Raw genomic sequence first — 17,375 nt, 5'->3', positions numbered from 1 at the left:
CGGGAGCGACACTCACAGCCTTTTACCGGTTGCCGCCGAAGCCGGACGCATGATCACGGTCAAGGACACCGTCCACGACCACATCGAGATCGACGGTGTCGCCGCGGACCTCGTCGACACCCCCGCCCTCCAGCGGCTCCGCCACGTCAAACAGCTCGGCACGGTCCAGCTCGTCTACCCCTCCGCGAACCACACGCGGTTCGAACACAGCCTCGGCGTCTACCACCTCGCGAGCCGCGCGCTCGACCACCTCGGGATCGAGGGGAAGCGCGCCGACCGCATCGAGGCGGCGGCGATGCTCCACGACGTGGGGCACGGCCCGTTCAGCCACAACCTCGAATCGCTCACCCACCGCCGGACCGGGAAGTACCACGGCGACGTCGACGAGCTGCTCGCGACCGGCGCGGTCGGCGAGGTGCTGCGCGACCACGACCTCGACCCGGACCGGATCGCCGACATCGTCGCCGGCGAGGGGCCCTACGCCGGGCTCGTCTCGGGCGAGCTCGACGTGGACCGCATGGACTACCTCGTGCGCGACGCCTACCACACCGGCGTCCCGTACGGCACGATCGACACCGAGCGGTTCGTCCGTGAGCTGACGTTCGTCGAGCGCGGCGAGGTCGCGGACGGCGGGGAGAGCGCCGCCACCGACGGCGACACCCCGGACCGCCGCGGCCCGGAGCTCGTCTTGGACGAGGGGAACGTCCAGACCGCCGAGAGCCTGCTCCTCGCCCGCGCGCTGATGAACCCGGTCGTCTACACCCATCACGTCGCGCGGATATCGAAGGCGATGCTGCGTCGGGCCGCGAGCGAACTCCTCGACGCGACCGCGACGACGGCGGCCGAGCTGCGCCGGATGGACGACCACGACTTCCTCGCCGCGATCCGCGACTGCCCGGGGACCGCGGAGCTCTCCCGGCGGTACGACGAGCGCGACCTGTACAAGCTGGCGGTGTGGGCCGAGTACGACGACGTGCCGGAGCGGGTCCACGAGGCGGACAGCGCGGCCGAGACGGCGCTCGAACGCGAGATCGCCGCGGAGGCGGGCGTCGCCCGCGACCACGTGATCCTCGACGTGCCCCCCGAGCCGACAATGCGGGAGTCGACCGCTCGCGTCACCGTCAACGGCGAGATCCGGCGGCTGGAGCGCCAGTCGCCGCTCGTCTCCGCGCTCCGGACCGCCCAGCGCAACCAGTGGCGCCTCGGGGTGTACGCCCCGGCACCGGCCACCGACCGCGTCGGCCGCGCGGCCGCGGACGTGCTCGGCCTCGACCCGGACGGGCTCGTGACCGAGGTGCGCGGCGCGATGCCGACGACGCTCGACGAGTTCGAGTGAGGTTTATGCCGTCGCCGACCGATCCGCCGGCGTGACCGACGACCACCGCGAGAACCGCCGGCTCTGGAACGAGTGGAGCGACGCGTTCCAGGCGCTGTGGAACGCCGACACGGACGAGTCCGGAGTTCCGCCGGTCCCGACGCCCTTCGACCCGGACAGCCACGCGGCGGCCGGCTCGGAGTTCCCGCCGCCGATAGCGGGCGCGGACGTCGTCGAACTCGGCTGCGGCGGCGGCCAGGGGAGCGTGGGGACGGCGCTGGCGGGCGCCGACCGCGTGGTCGGCGTCGACATCGCCGAGGGGCAGCTCGATCACGCGCGCCGGCTCCGCGACTACTACGGCGTCGACGCCCGGTTCCTCCAGGGTGACGTGACCCGGATCCCGCTCGCAGACGACGCGTTCGACGCGGCGTTCTCCGAGGCGGCGTTCCAACTCGTCGCGGACCTCGACGCCGCGGTGCGCGAGGCGCGTCGCGTCCTCCGGCCGGGCGGCGCGTTCTACCTGTCGGTGATGCACCCGTTCCGGGAGCTGATCGACCCGGAAACCGGAACGATCGACAGGGGGTATCACGCGCCGCCGCGGCGGGAGATCGAGATCGACGAGTCGTACGATGCCGACCTCGTCGCCTTCGACCGGTCGGTCTCCGAGCTCCACCGCGCCCTCGTTGACGCGGGGTTCGACGTCGAGCGTGTCGTGGAGCCGGAGCCCGCGGGCGGCGAGACGACGAGCGAGGGCGACGCCGCGTCGGCCGCCGAGCCACGGGCGCTCCTCCCGGACACGCTCGGGTTCTGGGCGCGGCTCGACGCGCCCTGACGCCCCTGCTCGGAGGTGCCGCCGCTCGGTGCCGCTCCCACGACGTTTTCCCCGCGGCGCGACGAGCCTCCGGTATGTATCTTGAAGGGACGATCCTCGTCGGCCCCAACTTCGAGCCGGTCGAGGGCCGGGTCGTCGTCGCGGACGGCGAGGTCGTCCGGGTCGAGGAGGCGACCGTCGAGAGCGACGACGTGATCCTCCCGGCGTTCGTCAACGCGCACACCCACATCGGCGACTCGATCGCCAAGGAGGCGGGCGCGGGCCTCTCGCTCGACGAGCTGGTCGTGCCGCCGGACGGGCTGAAACACCGGCTCCTCCGGGCGGCCGACCGCGGGCAGAAGGTGGCCGCGATGGCGCGCACGCTGCGGTACATGGAGTCGACCGGCACGGGGACGTTCCTCGAGTTCCGCGAGGGGGGCGTCGACGGCGTCGCCGCGCTCCGCGACGCGGTCGCCGGAGCGGGCGTTCCGTTCGGCGAGCGGGCGATCGACCCGGTGGTCTTCGGGCGCGACGACCCCGACGTGCTCTCCGTCGCTGACGGGTACGGCGCCTCCGGCGCCCGCGACGCCGACTTCGACGCGGTCCGGACGGCGACGCGGGACGCAGGCAAGCCCTTCGGGATCCACACCGGGGAGCGCGACGCCGACGACATCAACGCCGCGATGGACTTAGCGCCCGACTTCCTCGTCCACATGGTCCACGCCGAGCCGATCCACCTCGAACGGCTCGACGACCGCGGGACGCCGGTCGTCGTCTGCCCCCGGTCGAACCTCGTCACCAACGTCGGCGTGCCGCCGATCCGCGAGCTGAGTGAGCGAACGACCGTCGCCCTCGGCACGGACAACGTGATGACCGACTCGCCCTCGATGTTCCGCGAGATGGAGTTCGCGGCGAAGCTGTCCGACCTCCCGGCCCGAGCGATACTGCGCATGGCGACGGCCAACGGCGCGGAGATAGCCGGGGTGGACCGCGGCGTGATAGAGCCCGGTGCCGACGCCGACCTGCTCGTCCTCGACGGCGACTCCGACAACCTCAGCGGCGCGCGCGACCTCGTCCGCGCGGTCGTCAGGCGGGCCGGACAGGCAGACGTCTCGCGGGTCGTCATCGGCGGCAGGCAGGTCGTCCCCCGCGACGACTGAATCGCGCTCTCGCGTTCCGCCGCGACTCCTCGCTCGCTCCGCTCCCGGTCCGATTCCGCACCGCGCCGACGGGATGAAATGGCTTCCGAGCGTACGACCGCGTGATGACGACGCTCTCGTTGCTCGCCGGACTCGCGCTTGGACCGATCGTCGGTCTCGTCGCGACGCTCGCGATGGATCAGGTGATGCCTCGGCTCCCCGAGGGGACGACGGCCCCGAAGGTCGCCGCCGGCGTGCTCACGGACACGCCGGTCGACGACGCGCCCGAGCGGCTGGCGACGTGGGTCCACTACGTCGCCGGCGGCGGCTCCGGCCTGCTGTTCGTCGGGCTGGCGGCCACGACCGGGTCGCTGCTCGGTCTCGGTCCCCTCGTGGCCGTCGCGGTCGCCGGGGTCGTCCAGCTCGCGCTGATGGTCGGCTTCTTCGCGCTCGTCCCGCTGCCGCGCGCGTCGGGGCTCCCGCGTCAGCGGCTCGGTCGGGTCCGGCGCGACTGGGCCGTCTCCGCGGCGGCGTACGTCGTCGTCGCCGCCGCGATCGTCGGGGTCGCGACCGGGATCTGAGCGGCGGTCGCCGGCGGTGACGCGGCGGCCGCGTCCCGGGAGAGAAACGGTTTAGTCGCTGGCTCCGGCCGGATCGGGTATGCACGCAATCACTCGATCCGGGTGGATCGAGGTCATCTCGGGGTCGATGTTCTCGGGCAAGACGGAGGAGCTGCTCCGCCGGCTCCGGCGGTCCGAGATCGCCGGCCAGTCGGTCGCCGTCTACACGCCCGCGATCGACGACCGCTACGGCGAGGCGACGATCGGGAGCCACACGGGCCGGCAGTGGGAGGCGACCGTCGTCGACAACGAGGGGGACGGGCCGCTCGACATCCTCGACGACGACCCCGCCGAGGTCGTCGCGATCGACGAGGCGAACTTCTTCTCGGACGCGCTCGTCGAGGTCTGTAACGCCCTCGCGGACCGCGGGAGCCGCGTGATCGTCTCGGGCACCGACCAGACGTTCCGCGGCGAGCCGTTCGAGCCGCTCCCGCAGCTCATGGCGACCGCCGAGTACGTCGACAAGCTCCAGGCCATCTGCTCGGTCTGCGGCGAGCCCGCCTCTCGGAACCAGCGGCTCATCGAGGGGGAGCCCGCCCACGTCGACGACCCGACGATACTCGTCGGCGCCGAGGAGTCCTACGAGGCGCGGTGCCGCGACTGTCACGTCCTCCTGACCGGCGACCGCCCCGACGCGGAGCGACCGTTCGACAGCCCGGAGGCGGACTCCGCGAACGACTGAGCCGGTCCCGCGACGCCGCCCCTCGACGGTGGGGACGAACCGCGGCTCAGTCGGGCCCGTTCGCCAGCCGATAGGCCCAGAGGTGGCCGCCGCCGTCCGGCAGATCGCTCGGTCGGTACGTCCGAATCAGCGCGGTTCCGTCGGCGAGCGCCAGCCGCTCGTCGTCGACCGGCTGCCGGGCGTCGACGATCCGCTCGATCCCGTCGACGAACCCCGCCGGATCGGCGAACCGCCTGCTCAGTTGGACGGCGAGTTCCCGGCAGTCGCGCCCGGCGGCGGCCTCCGGGTCGCCGTCGATGTCAAACAGCTCGTACACCCGCTCGTTCGCGCGTATCACGCGCCTGTCCCCGTCCTCGACGAGCATCCCGACGGGGAGCGCGTCCAGCGCGGTCGACAGGACGGCGTTCGTCCGCTCGATCTCGCGCTTCCGGGCCTCCGCCTCGGTGACGTCCTCGAACTGTGAGAAGACGCCGATCACCGCTCCGTCCTCGTCGGTCACCACCTGGTTGTGCCACGCGCAGCGGATCCGCTCCCCGTCGCTGCGGACGTTCTCGTTGACGCTCTGGTACCCGCCCTTATTCGCGAGCAGGTCGCGTTCGAGCACCGCGACGTGTCGGCGTTCCGTCTCGGGAACGAACGGGAGCCACGTCCCGCCGAGGAGTTCGGACTCCTCGTAGCCGAGGATCTCCTCGGCGGCGGGGTTCACCCGAACGATCCGGAACTCGTCGTCGTACTCGATCGTTCCCAGCGGTGACTGGCCGATGAACCGCGACAGCCGCTCCTGGCTCGCGGCGAGCGCGGCCCGCGACCGGTGTTGGTCGACAGCGTTGCGGACGCGGTTGGCCAACACCTCGTACTGGTCGTTTCCCCCGCGCTTCTGGATGTAATCGGTCGCGCCGACGGAGATGGCCTCGCTCGCTATCTCCTCGCTCCCCTTCCCGGTGAACAGGACGAACGGGGTGTCGACGCCGTTGTCGCGGGCGCGCTGGAGGAAGGCCAACCCGTCGGTCTCGGGCATGTCGTAGTCGGAGACGACGCAGTCGATCGGCGCCGACCCCAGCGCGTCGAGGGCGTCCTCGACGCTCGTCTCGGAGCTGACCTCGAACGTCTCGTCGATCCGTTCGAGATACGTCGCGGTCAGATCGAGGAAGGCCGGGTCGTCGTCGACGTGGAGGACGCGGACCGCCGACGGGTCGTCCGACTTGGGGTCCGCTGGAGGCCCCGTCATGCGCACCCATACCGCGACCTGCGCAATATACGTTCGGATCCGTTTATCAAACGGTTCGGGCGGGCGGTCGGCTCACTCCGCGGCCGCTTGGTCGTCCCCGTGCCCGCCTGCGATCGCCGGGTCGGATTCGGGCTCGTCCGCCGCCGTCGAGTCGTCGACCGGGAAATCCCCGTCCGCGGTCGCGAGCCGGAACAACCCCACGAGCGCGCCGGCCGCGATCAGCGTTCCCTCGACCTTCGCGGCCGCGTACACCCACTCGCGCGGCTCCGCCTCGCCGGCGTTCCGGTAGAGCGCGCGGGTCCAGAGCGCGACGACGCGGCGCGGCGCGACGGCCTCGATCAGTCCGCCGAGTCCGGCCACCAACAGCAGTAGCGCTTTCATACGCCCCCTTCGTCGGGGGCCCTCAAAAGCGGCCCGGGGACTGCGGCGTCGTTCGGCGTCGGTCCCTCAGCCGTCCGCTACCGGCTCAGCGGCGTCGAGATACCGCCGACAGGTCGCGGCCGCCCACTCCCGCACCGCGGCGTCCCTCGTCCACAGCAGGGCGGCGACCCCCGCTCCGTCGATCAGCCCGACGGCCGCGCGGTCGTCGGCGAGGACGACCGCGATCGGGGACTCGCCCTCGTGGCGGTACGCGTCGACGCCGCGGTCGGCGAGCGCGCGGCGGACGACCGCCCCCGTCGTTCCGGTGAGGCGGTCGGCCGCGGAACCGGTGAACACGACGCGGCCCTCGCTCGGCGCGGTCGCGTCGGCGGCGGCGCCGGATTCGTGCGCCTCGTCTCCCGCCGATAGCGACGCGTTCAGTCGCCCGGCGAGGTCGGCGTCGAACCGCGGCACGACCGCGACGACGCTGTCGGACCCACCGATCAGCTCGGCGAGTCGGCCCACGGGCGTCGGCGAACCTTCCGGCTCGTCGGCGCCGTTCGCCGATCCGCTCGCGCGTTCGACGATCGCGGTCCGATCGCCGAGGCCCGCGGGGTCGCAGTCGACTGCGCGCGCTACGATCGACCGGAGGACCGCCGCGGGCGACGCGGAGCCGTCGTCGCTCACGCGTCTCGCTCGTCCGCGGCGGTCGCGTCGCTCTCGCCGCCCGGCCACCTGTCCGGCGCGTCCGGGCGCGTCGGGTACGACTGCCGGCCGCCGCTCGCCTTCCGCGCGAGCAGCCGCGCGGTGGCGCGCCGGCGGTCGTCCGGGCGCTCCGCCGTGGTCTCGTCGTAGTAGCGCACGCTCAAGGCCAGTCCGGCGCGGAGCAGCTCGTTGGCCGCGAACCGGTATCGGTCGTCGCTCGGTCCCGACGGCGACGGGTCCGCCGACCGGAGGTGCCCCTCCACGAAGAGGTAGCCGCCCGGCGCGAGCGCCTCGACGAGGTCCGCGAACCGACCGAGCGCGTGGAAGAAGCTCATCGTGATCACGTCGTACGCCTCCGTCGGGAAGCCGTACGTCGAGACGTCGGCGCGGACCGCCTCGATCCGCCCGCCGATCCCGCGCTCGGCGGCGCGGTCGCGGACGACGCGGAGCCCCTCCGCCGACGCGTCGAGCGCGTCCACCTCGCGTCCGCGGTCCGCGAGGAACACGGCGTTGCGGCCGGTCCCCGCAGCCACGTCGAGCGCGCGACCGTCGGGGAGCGACGGCTCGTAGGCGCGAAGCACGGGGGACGGCTCCGGCGCGCGCGGGTACTCGCCCGACGCGAACCGCTCGTCCCAGTCGGTGTCGGTCACGGGCGCCCTTCGCCGCGCCGCGGCGTAAACCTCAGGGGCGTCTCGCCCGGACTGCGGGTATGAACGAGACCGAGGCCCCCGCCGAGCGACTGAACGCGCTCCTCGGCGACCGCGACGAGACGCTCGCGACCGCGGAGTCGCTCACCGGCGGGCTGGTCGGATCGCGGGTGACGGACGTGCCGGGCGCGAGCGCCTACTTCGACCGCGGCTTCGTGACGTACACCTACGACGCGAAACGCGAGCTGCTCGGCGTCTCCCGCGAGTCGCTCGACGCCCACGGCGCCGTGAGCGACCCCGTCGTCCGCGAGATGGCGGCGGGCGCCCGAGACCGGGCGAACGCGGACTGGGCGGTCGCGACGACCGGTATCGCCGGCCCGACGGGCGGCACCGACGAGAAGCCGGTGGGTCTCGTCCACTTCGGCGTCGCGCACGCCGCCCCGTGGGGAACCGGGGAGTCGTTCGTCCGGACCGTGCGGGCCGTCATCGACGGCGACCGCGACGCGGTGAAGCGGGGCGCCGCCGAGCGCGCGCTCGACGCGCTCGTCCGTGCGATCGAGGACGCCGACGGCTGAGCGACTGGGGACGCCGACGGCTGAGCGACCGAGGACGCCGCTCTCCTCGTCGTCGAGACGGTGTCCCGGCGATCGTCGGTGCCGGTGGCCGTCGTCCGGTGAAGCGTTCGCGCCGTCAGTCGATGTAGGCGTTCCCGACGACGGCGACGAGCAGCGCCACGATCACGATCCACGTGAGCGGTTCGACCGCGAGGAGGCGGAGCGGCCGCGCGGCCGACTCGCCGAAGCCGAAGAGGGCGCCGCCGGCGAGCGCTACCGCCAGCACGAGCGCGCCGACGATTCCGGCCACGCCGAGCAGCGCCCGGTCCGACGAGTCCATGGCGGCGATCCGCGCGGGACGTATATAAACGGATCCCGAACGCGAGACAGCGGTCGACGCGCCGTCGGGAAGGCGGCGGGCGTGAAAACCCGCGCCGCCGCGTCCGGTGTCAGTGGAGGTACTGGAAGGCGATCTCGGTGTCGTCCGACAGCTCTCGCTCCGTCCGCCACTCCCCGAGTTCGGTCGCGACGCGGCGCCACTCGACCGACTCCGACGGGATGGCCCCGACGAACCGGTCGAGTATCTGCCCGGCGTCGGCGTCGAGTTCAGCCGGCGTTATCACGAGGGTCTCGTCGCGGATCCCCCGCCCGACGCGGAGCCGGATCGCGTCCCCTTCTCGGATCTCGTGGTAGAGGTCCCTCGCGACCTTCCGGTCCGGGTGGTCGTACCTGAGGTCCTCGACCGCGTGGTGGAGCAGTCGCTGGACGGCGTCTCGGTCTCGGTTGTCGAACAGCGGGAGGGTCCGCCGGAACTCCCCGTCGCCCGTCGACTCGCTCATGGCGCCTCGTGGGACCCGTCGTCGCATAACGTCACCGGTGGACGCTGCGGGTGAGCGCGAAGATGAACAGGCCGATCATGAACGCGCCGACGAATCCTTCGGTGGCGGCGAGGAAACTGCCCGCGAAGTTCGGAACGGTCGCCGTGGGGCCGAATATCAGCGACGTGAACGACTGAACGCTCAACAGCCCGTATCCGAGCGGCGACGCGAACGGCGGGTCTGTGACGACCGCGGCGAAGAGCGCCGCGTAGACGACGACGGTGACGAGCGAGAATCCGATGGTGCGGCGCGGCTTCTCGCCGTACCCGCACGTGGCCGAGAGCGTGAGGTTCACCGCGACTAAGAACAGCAGTTTGAGCCGGCTGCGAAGCGACTCCTTGTGGGCGAACGCCCGGTCGACGTGCGTCCGGCGCCGGTAGTACATCTCCTTGATGAAAAACCGGGAGGCGGACTGGCTGTCGCCGACGCGCTCGGCCCCGTTCTTCGCCTTCAGGTACGTCACTTCGAGGTCCGACGCCTCGCCGTCGGCGAGCCAGCCCGCGAGCCGGCTTCGAACGCCGCCTCCGTCGGCCGGCTCTCCCGGACCCCCGCCCGATTCGTCGGCGGCGCCGCCGTCCGCGCCGGGCGCCTCGTCGGCGTCGTCCTCGATGGCGAACCGGTCCGCTTCGAGGCTGTACGTGTCGTCGACCGTCCCGCGGAACGTGTGTAACACCCACTCCGGAGCCAGCACGTACCGGTAGTTGGAGAAGTCGAAGCCGTCGAACTCGGTCCGGTAGAAGAGGAACCGCTCGAAGACGCCCTCCGAGTCGGCCATCTCGATATCCACGTCGCCGACCCTGCTCCGTCGGAGGTTGTAGTACACGGCGGCCCCGTTCTCCTGGACGAACCGGCCGCCGTCGACCGTCGTGCGCTCCAGGTTAATGGTGACGTCGCCGCCGGCCGTTCGCACGTTCTCGAACCGCGCCCGCTCGAACGTCGACTCCCGAAGCGTCGCGCTCGATCTGAACGTCGTCTCGACGAAGTGGACCGTCCCCCGGAACGCGGCGCTCCGGAAGTCGCCGTCGCCGACGAACGTCGCCCGCCCGAAGAAGGCCTCGTCCGTGAACTCGGCCTTCAGGAACCGCGCCGTGTCGGCGAACGTGGCATTCCGGAAGTCGCCCAGCCGGTCGAACGTCGACTTGTAAAACGACGCGTAGCTGTTGAAATCGACCGCCTTGAAGTACGTCGCGCCGCCGAACCGGATGTACGACAGCACCGCCTCGCCGTCGAACGTCGCGAACTGGAACTTCGCCTTGTCGCCGAACTCGGTCTCGGTGAACGACGCCTCGGAGTCGAAGTCGGCGTTCTGGTAGTGCGCGGGCTGCGCGAAGCTCGCCTTTTTAAACAACGCCTCGGCCGCGAACGCGCAGTTCATGAACACCGCGGCGTCCTCGAACTCGCACCGGTTGAACCGGCTCGTCCCGCCGAACTGGACGGTGCGGAAGTCGGTCCTCGCGTGGAACCGGCTGGCGGTGAAGGTCACGTCCGACCGGAACGCCGCGCGCTGGAACAGACACGCGCCCCGCCACGCCGACTCCTCGAACGAACAGGGGGCGCGGAACCGGGCCCGGTAGAAGTCGGCCACGTCGCCGAACCTGACGCGGTCGAAGCTCGCCGGGCGGGCGAACGTCGAGCCGCCGAACCGCGCGCTGTCCTCGAAGTCCGTCCCGTCGAAGACGGCGTCGCCGCGGAACGTCGCCCGCTCCGCCGACACGTCTTCGCCGAACTCAGCGTCGGTGAAGTCGGCGGCACCCTCGACCCGTATCTCGTCCATCAGGAGCGGCTGTCGGAGGACGGTCTGCTCCGCGAGGAACTCCCCATAGACGGTGACGTGCCGGAGGTCGATCGGGTGGTTGGTCACCCGGTCGAGGACTCGGTGTGAGACGTCGATCGTTCCGAACTCGGCCCCGACGAACCCGAGCGACGACGCCTCGCCGGTCGCCAGCTCCGACACCAACGATTCGCACACCGACTCGTCGTCGATGCCGAGCTCCGCGCGCCGAGCGGGAGAGAGGTGGAACCGACAGCGGTCCGTCTCTCCCTCCGCCTCTCGGGGACAGGACCACCTCTCGTCGAGCGCGGCCGAACGACCGTGTTCCTCCTCCCACGCCACCGGGTCGAAGCTGTACGCACACGTTCCGACGGACACGACGTACCGGGCCGACGACAGCGCGGATAGTAAAACTACCTCACAGCACCGCCCGACGCGACCGCCGTCCGGCTAGAGGATGGTGTACGACGTCACGGTGTCGCCCCCGACGGTCACGTCGACGGTGATCCGATCGCCGACGGTCACGTCGGCGTAGGTCCCGGTCAGAGGTTTGCCGGGCACCTCCTTGCTGAACGCGTTGACCGAGACGTGGGCCATGTTGCGGAAGTTCGCGAACCCGGACTGGTGGATGTGCCCGCTTATCGTGCCGCGTCCGGACCCGAGCCCCTCGATGACGCGAAGCGTCTCCTTTCGGTCGGAGAGGAACGCGCGCTCCGGGTAGTGTCTGAACCAGTCGTTGTCCGAGATGTCGAAGGTTCCGAGCGGGTGATGGCTCAGGAAGAGCGGGTCGTCGTACTCCGCGCAGACGCCCGCCAGCCACTCGCGCTGGTCGGACCCGAGCTCGCCGCGGGCGCCCGGCGTCGCCTCCTTCGTCGAGTCGAGGTAGACAATCGGCACGTCGTCGGTCTCGATCACGCCGTGGAAACGGTCCTGGCCGAGCAGCGACGTGAGCTCCGCGCGCGTCAGCGTCTCGACGTCGTGGTTCCCCAGCAGATACGTGACCGGGACCGGCGCGTCCGCGAATATCTCGCGGACCCGTTCGACGTTCGCCTCGTCGACCTCGGCCGAGCCGTCGTCTTCGATCAGGTCGCCCAACACAAAGATCCGGTCGAACGCGTCGGCGGAGACAGCCTCGAGCGCGTCGCGTAGCTCCCGCTCGATCTCGGCCGCGTGGCCGCTCCGCATGTGGACATCGGGAAACAGCGCGAATCGACCCATCGGTTACCAATGAGTCGACGCACCGCGGTCAAATAACTACGGATCGGCGCTCGCCGCGGGGAAAACGCCTCGCCGTCTCGGCGCCAGATCGCGTCGGGGAGTCGCCGCCCGACTCCTCAGAGAGTCGACGGCGTCCAGCAGAGCCAGGGCAGGGATTTGAACCCCGGAAGTCTCGATTACAAGTCGAGTGCATGAACCACCCATGCTCCCCTGGCGCGTGCGGCCGTACTCGGTCCTCCTATGAGTGCGTGTCGCTTTCCGCGAACCCGGCCGGAGTCACCGGCTTTCCTGATCGCCGCCGCGCTCGTCCTCGTCTTGGGGGTCCAGTGACTTCGTCAGTTCCACACGGTGGAGGCCGTAGCCGCGGTCCGTGTAGAACGCACGGGCGCGGTCGTTGTCTGCCAGCGCCTCCAGCGCCACGCGGTCGGCGCCCGCCTCGACGAGCGCGCGCTCGGCCGCGTCGAGCAGCGCCGCACCGATCCCCTCGCCGCGCCGGTCCGGTCGCACGAAGAGGTTGCTGACGGTTCCGCGGACGGCGTCGCGGTCGTAGTCACCGCGTTCGAGCGAGAAGCCGACGAACCCGACGGGGTCCGGATCGTCAGCGTCCGCTTCGGCCGCGGCTTCAGGGTCGCGAGCGACCAGCAGGTCGCCGGTAACCACCGACTGCGCGACCCACTCGCGGACGGTCGCGCGGTTCGCCTCGCCGCGGAGCGTGGCGCCGTACTCGCGCTGCCCCGCGGCGAGCGTCACCCACATGTCGGTGACCGGGTCGACGTCGTCGGCGGTCGCCGGCTCGATCCGGGCGTCCGTCTCGGCCATACGTTCGCGTTCGGCTCGCGACGTGTTGAGACTGCCGGCCGATGACTCGGCCTCGCCGTTGGCGCATCGAACGGCGGCCCAGCGACTCAGACCTCGCGGCAGTTCGGGCAGACGGCCTGCCCGTTCGCGGTGACGAGGTCGGGGACGAGCGCGCCGCAGCTCTCGCAGACCCCTTGCGTCGAGCCCTCGCTCGGCGCACCCGTCACCGGGTCGACGTCGTCTTCGCTTCCGGAGGGGCCGTCCCCCGAGGCGGCCGCGGCGGGCTCCGATGCCGTGGCCGGGTCCATCGTCGCCGCGGCGCTCCGCTCCGCGTCGGAGTCCGCCGCGGCCGCGGTCGACAGCACGGTCTCCTCCGGGTGGGGGTCGCCCGTCGCGGGTTCGTCACCGAAGCCGTCGGCGCCGGCGCCCGTCCGCGGCGCCCCCGCGGCGAGCGCGTCGCCGTCCGTGACGACGCCGACCGCCTCCCCGTCGTCGACGGCGACGACTCGGTCCGTCCCCTCGGCGACGAGCCGCTCTTCGAGCGCCGCGAGCGAGTCGTCCGGCGAGACCGTCGGCAGCGGCGGACTCATGGCCGCGCCGACCGTGGACGGCGGCCCCTCGGGCGACTCCCCGCCGTCGCCCGCCTCCCGCAGCACCTCAAGCGCGTCGCGGGCCTCCAGCCGTCCCACCGGCTCGCCGCCGCGCACGACCACCAGACAGTTCGTCTCCTCTTCGACCAAGAGCGCGGCCGCCTCCGGCAGCGCGTCCGACTCGCTGACGCCGAGGAACTCGCGGTGCATCACGTCATGAACCGTGGTGTCTGTTCGCATACGTCTCGGATCCGCTCCGACCGGCTAAAAGGTGCCCCCGGTAGCGTTTTATCCGTGCCCGGCCTACGCTTGCGATCGGTTCGCATATCCGGCGGGGCGAGTCGCGTCCGGACGCCCTGCGGGCGCGCCCCGCCGACGAAAGGGAGCGTTCAAACCCTCCGACGTTCGAACTGGGACATGGCCATTCCCTCGATATTCACCGCCTAGATCAGGCCAATATTTTTCTCCACCGCCGACTGATCGCCGCCTATGGCGCTCACCCCACGCGAACAACTCGCGTCGGAACGCCACCGGATCGAGGACGCCGTCGACGACTTCCTCACCGCCGACGAAGCCGACCGCATCCTCACCTTCGCCGACGCACTCGACGACAGTACCGTCAGCGAGAAATACCGCGACCCCGACAGCGAACTCCAAACCTACGCCCCGAAAACGATCAAGAGTTACATCAGCGGCATCCGCCTCACCGCCCGCGAGGGGGTCGACCTCACCGACACGACGGCCGCCGACCTCAACGAGCAGATGAACCGCTTCCACGACGACGACGGGCTCTCGAAGTCGACACTCGGCATCCGGCAGTCGGCGCTGAAGGCGTTTTACAACCATCACGACGACCTCGGCGTCGACCCTGACGACATCGTCCGCTTCAAACCCGACAAGTCGAGTAGCGTCGACGAGACGGATATGTTCACGGCCGACGAAGTCGAGGCCCTCCGGCGCGCGGTCGGCGAGACGCAACTCCCGCTCCGCAACCGCGCATTCCTCGAACTGTGTATCTTCACCGGCCAGCGCAAACTCGCTCTTCTCACACTCCGCATCCGCGATGTCGATGTCGAGAACGGCTACATCTACCTCAACGACGAGTTCGAGGCCGAAAACGCCGGCCTCAAGGGCGCCCTCGAACGCGGCCGGAAGCGCCCCATGTTCGGCGCGACCAAGTACGTCCGCGACTGGCTGAACCATCATCCGCACCGCGACGATGACGACGCGTGGCTGTTCATCCCCGACCCGAGCAACGCCCAGTCGAGTACCGACGACTACTGGTCGGAGCCGGCCGTCGAACGCCTCTTCTCGCGCGTCGCCGACACGGCCGGGATCGACGACAAGCCGGTCAAACCCCACAACTTCCGGCATTTCTGCGCGACGGTCCTGTATCGCGACTACGATGTCGATACCGACACGATCCGGATGCTCCTCGGCCACTCCGATACGAGTCGGACGCTTGAGGAGACGTACAGCCACGTCTTCGACGAGGACCACGTCCGCAAGGCCGAGGAGGCGATGGGGTTCCGCGACGCCGACGAGGAGGATCGAAAGGCGCTCACGCCCGAGACGTGTCCGACGTGCGGCACGCTGATCGAGCCGGACTGGCGCTCGTGTCCGAACTGTAACGCGGTGTTCGGGCCGGCCGCGGAGGTCGAAGATGCGGAGGAGGATATTAGCGAGGAGCTGACTGACGCTGCTTTGGATCAGAACCTTTCCGAAGAGGAACGAGACGGCCTGCGAGCTTTACTCTCCGCCCTTGATGACCCCGAGGCGGTTGCTGAAAAACTCAATCAACTCTGACATTAGTTTGCTCTCTTGGCCGGCGTATCAATTCGGACAGGTCGAAGTCAATCAGGTCCGGCCTGTCCGTTGTCTCCTGCTAAACGTGAGGTCGCTAAGCACTTGCGCTGTTACAAAGGTTGGCTGAGACAATACTGGGCAGCGTACCTTGTTCAGTCAGTTATACTCAACGTGGTGGTGATTAACGTCGGGTAACGCTGAAAAGCGGATACGTCAGACGGCAGAGATAACGCTGTCTCTCGATTTCACCGCTAACACGGCCCGTCACAGGCGAGCATCCGTCTCATTCCAGACACGGCAAGTTATGTGCCGTCTCTTGGCCACAGCGTTCGAGGGGGTGAGCGCAACACCCTCAGCGCCCTGATAGCGACGCATGTACGAGAGTACCGGTAGGTAACGCGGGAAATTGAAGCCTTACACAGACATAACCACCGCCGATGCCTCGACCGAAAGGATACGCAGAAATCCCCGCTCATGAGGATGCGATCCAGCAGGCCCGCGAGACGAAACAGTCGCTTGGCCTGACGTGGAATGAGTTCCTCGAAACAGCGGCTAAGAGACTCAGCGACAGCGCCGACTGAACATACGATTCACTACACGACGTCGCGAGGTGACCGGGGGAGTGGGCTGGCAAACCGTCCCCGGTTGAGTGCGGCAGTACAGGCAACGAGAGATCGTCGCAAGACACCCGAAGTGGTGAACCAACATGACGAATTACGACCTAGAGGATACTAATACCACCGACAGAGACGCATCGAGTAAAAATACATCACTGACTTCTGCCCGAACGACACTCGAGGAACGGCTTCGAGAGGCTGGTTTGACTGCTGAACGGTGTATACCGTTTGTTGACGGGCGAAAGACACCACCACGAGGGTTTTCTAATCACAACGACCCTGAGAAACACGATATTCCTTCAGCATACGAGGGGAACTACGCCGTTCATGCGGGACGGAATCTCATCACCATCGATATCGATGATCGCGAAGAGCTACCGAAGCAACTTCAGAACCTGCCAGAGACATTTACAACTAACACTCCGCATGGCGGGGTTCATCTATACTACTCCACCGAGGATGACGAAGGGATCAGTGATACAACCGGACCTTGGGGGGAGATCAAATATGGCGGTATCCCCGCGCTTGGTCCCGGTTCGACATTAGATCACTCCGTCGCCTGCGACGGAAACAAGGACAACTGTCCGGGCGTCGGCGTCGACAGATACGAACTTGAGGACCGGCCGATACACCCGCTTGAGGATACTACTCTCGCCGGCATCCGAGAACTGTGCGAGGAGTCGAGTACCACCTCGAGGACGAAATCAAACGCGCCGACGGACGCTATCAAGAAACCCGACGAAGTGCGAGCTGAGCAGGAAACCGAGTGGCTGTGTGGTGAGTTCCTCCCGAAGTATGCTGGAAAGGCAATGAATGAATCTCTGCTGGATATCCTCAAAGGCGGATTCGGTCATTTTGACTGGCGACCCTCTAACGATAGCAGTAGTCTTGACCGCAGTCGACTCAACATATACGCGCTGAGTATGCTGTACGGCGCATTTCGTGAGCGTGGCGATGATGAAGATGAAGCTCGGCACAACGCGCTCGCCGTGTTCAAAAACTTCTGTCTGGAAAATGAATGGGATGTAACAGGTAATCGTCGAAAATGGCTCACGAAAGGCGAGCAGTACCTCCAAAATACAATGGACAGCGCAGAGGAGCAGTTTAATAGAGAAAGGTGGCTCCAACGGCTCAGAAAAGAATACAAAGACGGTTTTGACGCTGACGAACACCAGCCATGGCTTGATCGGTATAAGCGAAACAAACCAAGCGACATTACCGAAGACACTGTCTTGGCGACTGTCTGGCTCCTTTCGGGGCCTTTCACAGCCCCACTTCCAGTCGAAGACGCAAGCGCAATGTTCAGCGTTGACTTATCAACACCACAAACTGTGAACAAATATGTACCCCCCCGTCGGCGGCGTGCCGACGACAGCGGCGAAGCCGCGTTGGGGACATATCGCGAGCGGAAATATCCGACAGCACGTGAAGTAGCGGGACTCGCCGCCGAACTGAATACAGACCGTTCGGAGGAGTACTTCGGTGAAGTCGTTCGTAAATTGACTCGAGGGGCTGTGTTGAATCGCCATACGGCAGCGAGGTAGGCCACTAAATCAAAGGAGTTGAAGCGGGAAACTGCGGTTGTCTATGACGCAAATCTCCCGCTTCATCGGGGAAGTTGTGCCGGTTGCTCAAA

General features: G+C 68.6%; 18 protein-coding genes and 1 tRNA gene. 8 read left to right on the top strand and 11 right to left on the bottom strand.

Annotated features, from left to right (window positions below):
* Positions 1–49: 49 nt before the first annotated feature.
* From B9H04_RS12115 to B9H04_RS12095, 5 genes are all read left to right on the top strand, one after another.
* The gene (locus B9H04_RS12115) at positions 50–1,336 is read left to right on the top strand and encodes an HD domain-containing protein (protein WP_085682744.1); all 1,287 of its coding nucleotides are present in this window, start codon (positions 50–52) and stop codon (positions 1,334–1,336) included.
* 31 nt (positions 1,337–1,367) lie between these two features.
* Positions 1,368–2,147: a class I SAM-dependent methyltransferase gene (locus B9H04_RS12110; protein ID WP_049933116.1), complete on the top strand. Its 780-nt coding sequence runs from the start codon at positions 1,368–1,370 to the stop codon at positions 2,145–2,147.
* A 74-nt stretch (positions 2,148–2,221) separates the two neighbouring features.
* Positions 2,222–3,286: an amidohydrolase family protein gene (locus tag B9H04_RS12105; protein ID WP_049933115.1), complete on the top strand. Its 1,065-nt coding sequence runs from the start codon at positions 2,222–2,224 to the stop codon at positions 3,284–3,286.
* A 104-nt stretch (positions 3,287–3,390) separates the two neighbouring features.
* Complete coding sequence (locus B9H04_RS12100) at positions 3,391–3,846, top strand: hypothetical protein (RefSeq protein ID WP_049933114.1); 456 nt, start codon at positions 3,391–3,393, stop codon at positions 3,844–3,846.
* Positions 3,847–3,925: 79 nt separating this feature from the next.
* The gene (locus B9H04_RS12095; protein ID WP_049933112.1) at positions 3,926–4,567 is read left to right on the top strand and encodes a thymidine kinase; all 642 of its coding nucleotides are present in this window, start codon (positions 3,926–3,928) and stop codon (positions 4,565–4,567) included.
* 46 nt (positions 4,568–4,613) lie between these two features.
* Here the strand turns inward: B9H04_RS12095 and B9H04_RS12090 are convergent, their stop codons facing one another.
* The 4 genes from B9H04_RS12090 to B9H04_RS12075 all read right to left on the bottom strand — a co-directional run bounded on the left by B9H04_RS12090 (position 4,614) and on the right by B9H04_RS12075 (position 7,510).
* Positions 4,614–5,795 (bottom strand): PAS domain-containing response regulator, encoded by a 1,182-nt coding sequence (locus B9H04_RS12090; protein WP_085682743.1) that lies wholly within the window; start codon positions 5,793–5,795, stop codon positions 4,614–4,616.
* 72 nt (positions 5,796–5,867) lie between these two features.
* The gene (locus B9H04_RS12085) at positions 5,868–6,176 is read right to left on the bottom strand and encodes a hypothetical protein (protein ID WP_049933109.1); all 309 of its coding nucleotides are present in this window, start codon (positions 6,174–6,176) and stop codon (positions 5,868–5,870) included.
* A 66-nt stretch (positions 6,177–6,242) separates the two neighbouring features.
* Positions 6,243–6,842 (bottom strand): transcriptional regulator FilR1 domain-containing protein, encoded by a 600-nt coding sequence (locus B9H04_RS12080; RefSeq protein WP_049933123.1) that lies wholly within the window; start codon positions 6,840–6,842, stop codon positions 6,243–6,245.
* Positions 6,839–7,510: a class I SAM-dependent methyltransferase gene (locus B9H04_RS12075; protein WP_049933107.1), complete on the bottom strand. Its 672-nt coding sequence runs from the start codon at positions 7,508–7,510 to the stop codon at positions 6,839–6,841. Before B9H04_RS12075 ends, B9H04_RS12080 begins: the two co-directional genes overlap by 4 nt.
* 59 nt (positions 7,511–7,569) lie before the next feature.
* On the opposite strand from B9H04_RS12075, the gene B9H04_RS12070 reads away from it, so the two are divergent.
* Positions 7,570–8,082, top strand: a complete 513-nt coding sequence (locus B9H04_RS12070) for a CinA family protein (protein WP_049933106.1) — start codon at positions 7,570–7,572, stop codon at positions 8,080–8,082.
* 115 nt (positions 8,083–8,197) lie between these two features.
* On the opposite strand, the gene B9H04_RS12065 is transcribed toward B9H04_RS12070, so the two are convergent.
* The 7 genes from B9H04_RS12065 to B9H04_RS12035 all read right to left on the bottom strand — a co-directional run bounded on the left by B9H04_RS12065 (position 8,198) and on the right by B9H04_RS12035 (position 13,556).
* On the bottom strand, positions 8,198–8,401 hold the full coding sequence (locus tag B9H04_RS12065) for a hypothetical protein (protein WP_049933104.1): 204 nt from the start codon (positions 8,399–8,401) through the stop codon (positions 8,198–8,200).
* A gap of 109 nt (positions 8,402–8,510) precedes the next feature.
* Positions 8,511–8,900 carry a hypothetical protein gene (locus tag B9H04_RS12060; protein ID WP_049933103.1) on the bottom strand — a complete coding sequence of 130 codons (390 nt, stop codon included), beginning with the start codon at positions 8,898–8,900 and terminating at the stop codon, positions 8,511–8,513.
* 31 nt (positions 8,901–8,931) lie between these two features.
* On the bottom strand, positions 8,932–11,088 hold the full coding sequence (locus B9H04_RS12055) for a pentapeptide repeat-containing protein (protein WP_049933102.1): 2,157 nt from the start codon (positions 11,086–11,088) through the stop codon (positions 8,932–8,934).
* A gap of 72 nt (positions 11,089–11,160) precedes the next feature.
* Positions 11,161–11,928 carry a metallophosphoesterase family protein gene (locus tag B9H04_RS12050; RefSeq protein ID WP_049933101.1) on the bottom strand — a complete coding sequence of 256 codons (768 nt, stop codon included), beginning with the start codon at positions 11,926–11,928 and terminating at the stop codon, positions 11,161–11,163.
* A gap of 141 nt (positions 11,929–12,069) precedes the next feature.
* A tRNA-Thr gene (locus tag B9H04_RS12045) sits at positions 12,070–12,143 on the bottom strand.
* 61 nt (positions 12,144–12,204) lie between these two features.
* Positions 12,205–12,747, bottom strand: coding sequence for a GNAT family N-acetyltransferase (locus B9H04_RS12040; protein ID WP_049933100.1), 543 nt, complete (start codon positions 12,745–12,747; stop codon positions 12,205–12,207).
* An 86-nt stretch (positions 12,748–12,833) separates the two neighbouring features.
* Positions 12,834–13,556, bottom strand: a complete 723-nt coding sequence (locus B9H04_RS12035) for a CBS domain-containing protein (RefSeq protein ID WP_085682742.1) — start codon at positions 13,554–13,556, stop codon at positions 12,834–12,836.
* A 249-nt stretch (positions 13,557–13,805) separates the two neighbouring features.
* Between B9H04_RS12035 and B9H04_RS12030 the strand changes: the two genes are divergently transcribed.
* Positions 13,806–15,122, top strand: a complete 1,317-nt coding sequence (locus tag B9H04_RS12030) for a tyrosine-type recombinase/integrase (protein WP_049933098.1) — start codon at positions 13,806–13,808, stop codon at positions 15,120–15,122.
* Positions 15,123–15,828: 706 nt separating this feature from the next.
* Positions 15,829–17,283: a bifunctional DNA primase/polymerase gene (locus B9H04_RS12025; RefSeq protein WP_080508664.1), complete on the top strand. Its 1,455-nt coding sequence runs from the start codon at positions 15,829–15,831 to the stop codon at positions 17,281–17,283.
* Positions 17,284–17,375 lie beyond the last annotated feature (92 nt).

The organism is Halorubrum ezzemoulense DSM 17463 (genome assembly GCF_002114285.1).
Taxonomy (GTDB): Archaea; Halobacteriota; Halobacteria; order Halobacteriales; family Haloferacaceae; genus Halorubrum; species Halorubrum ezzemoulense.
This window is presented reverse-complemented; position numbering and strand designations above follow the sequence as displayed.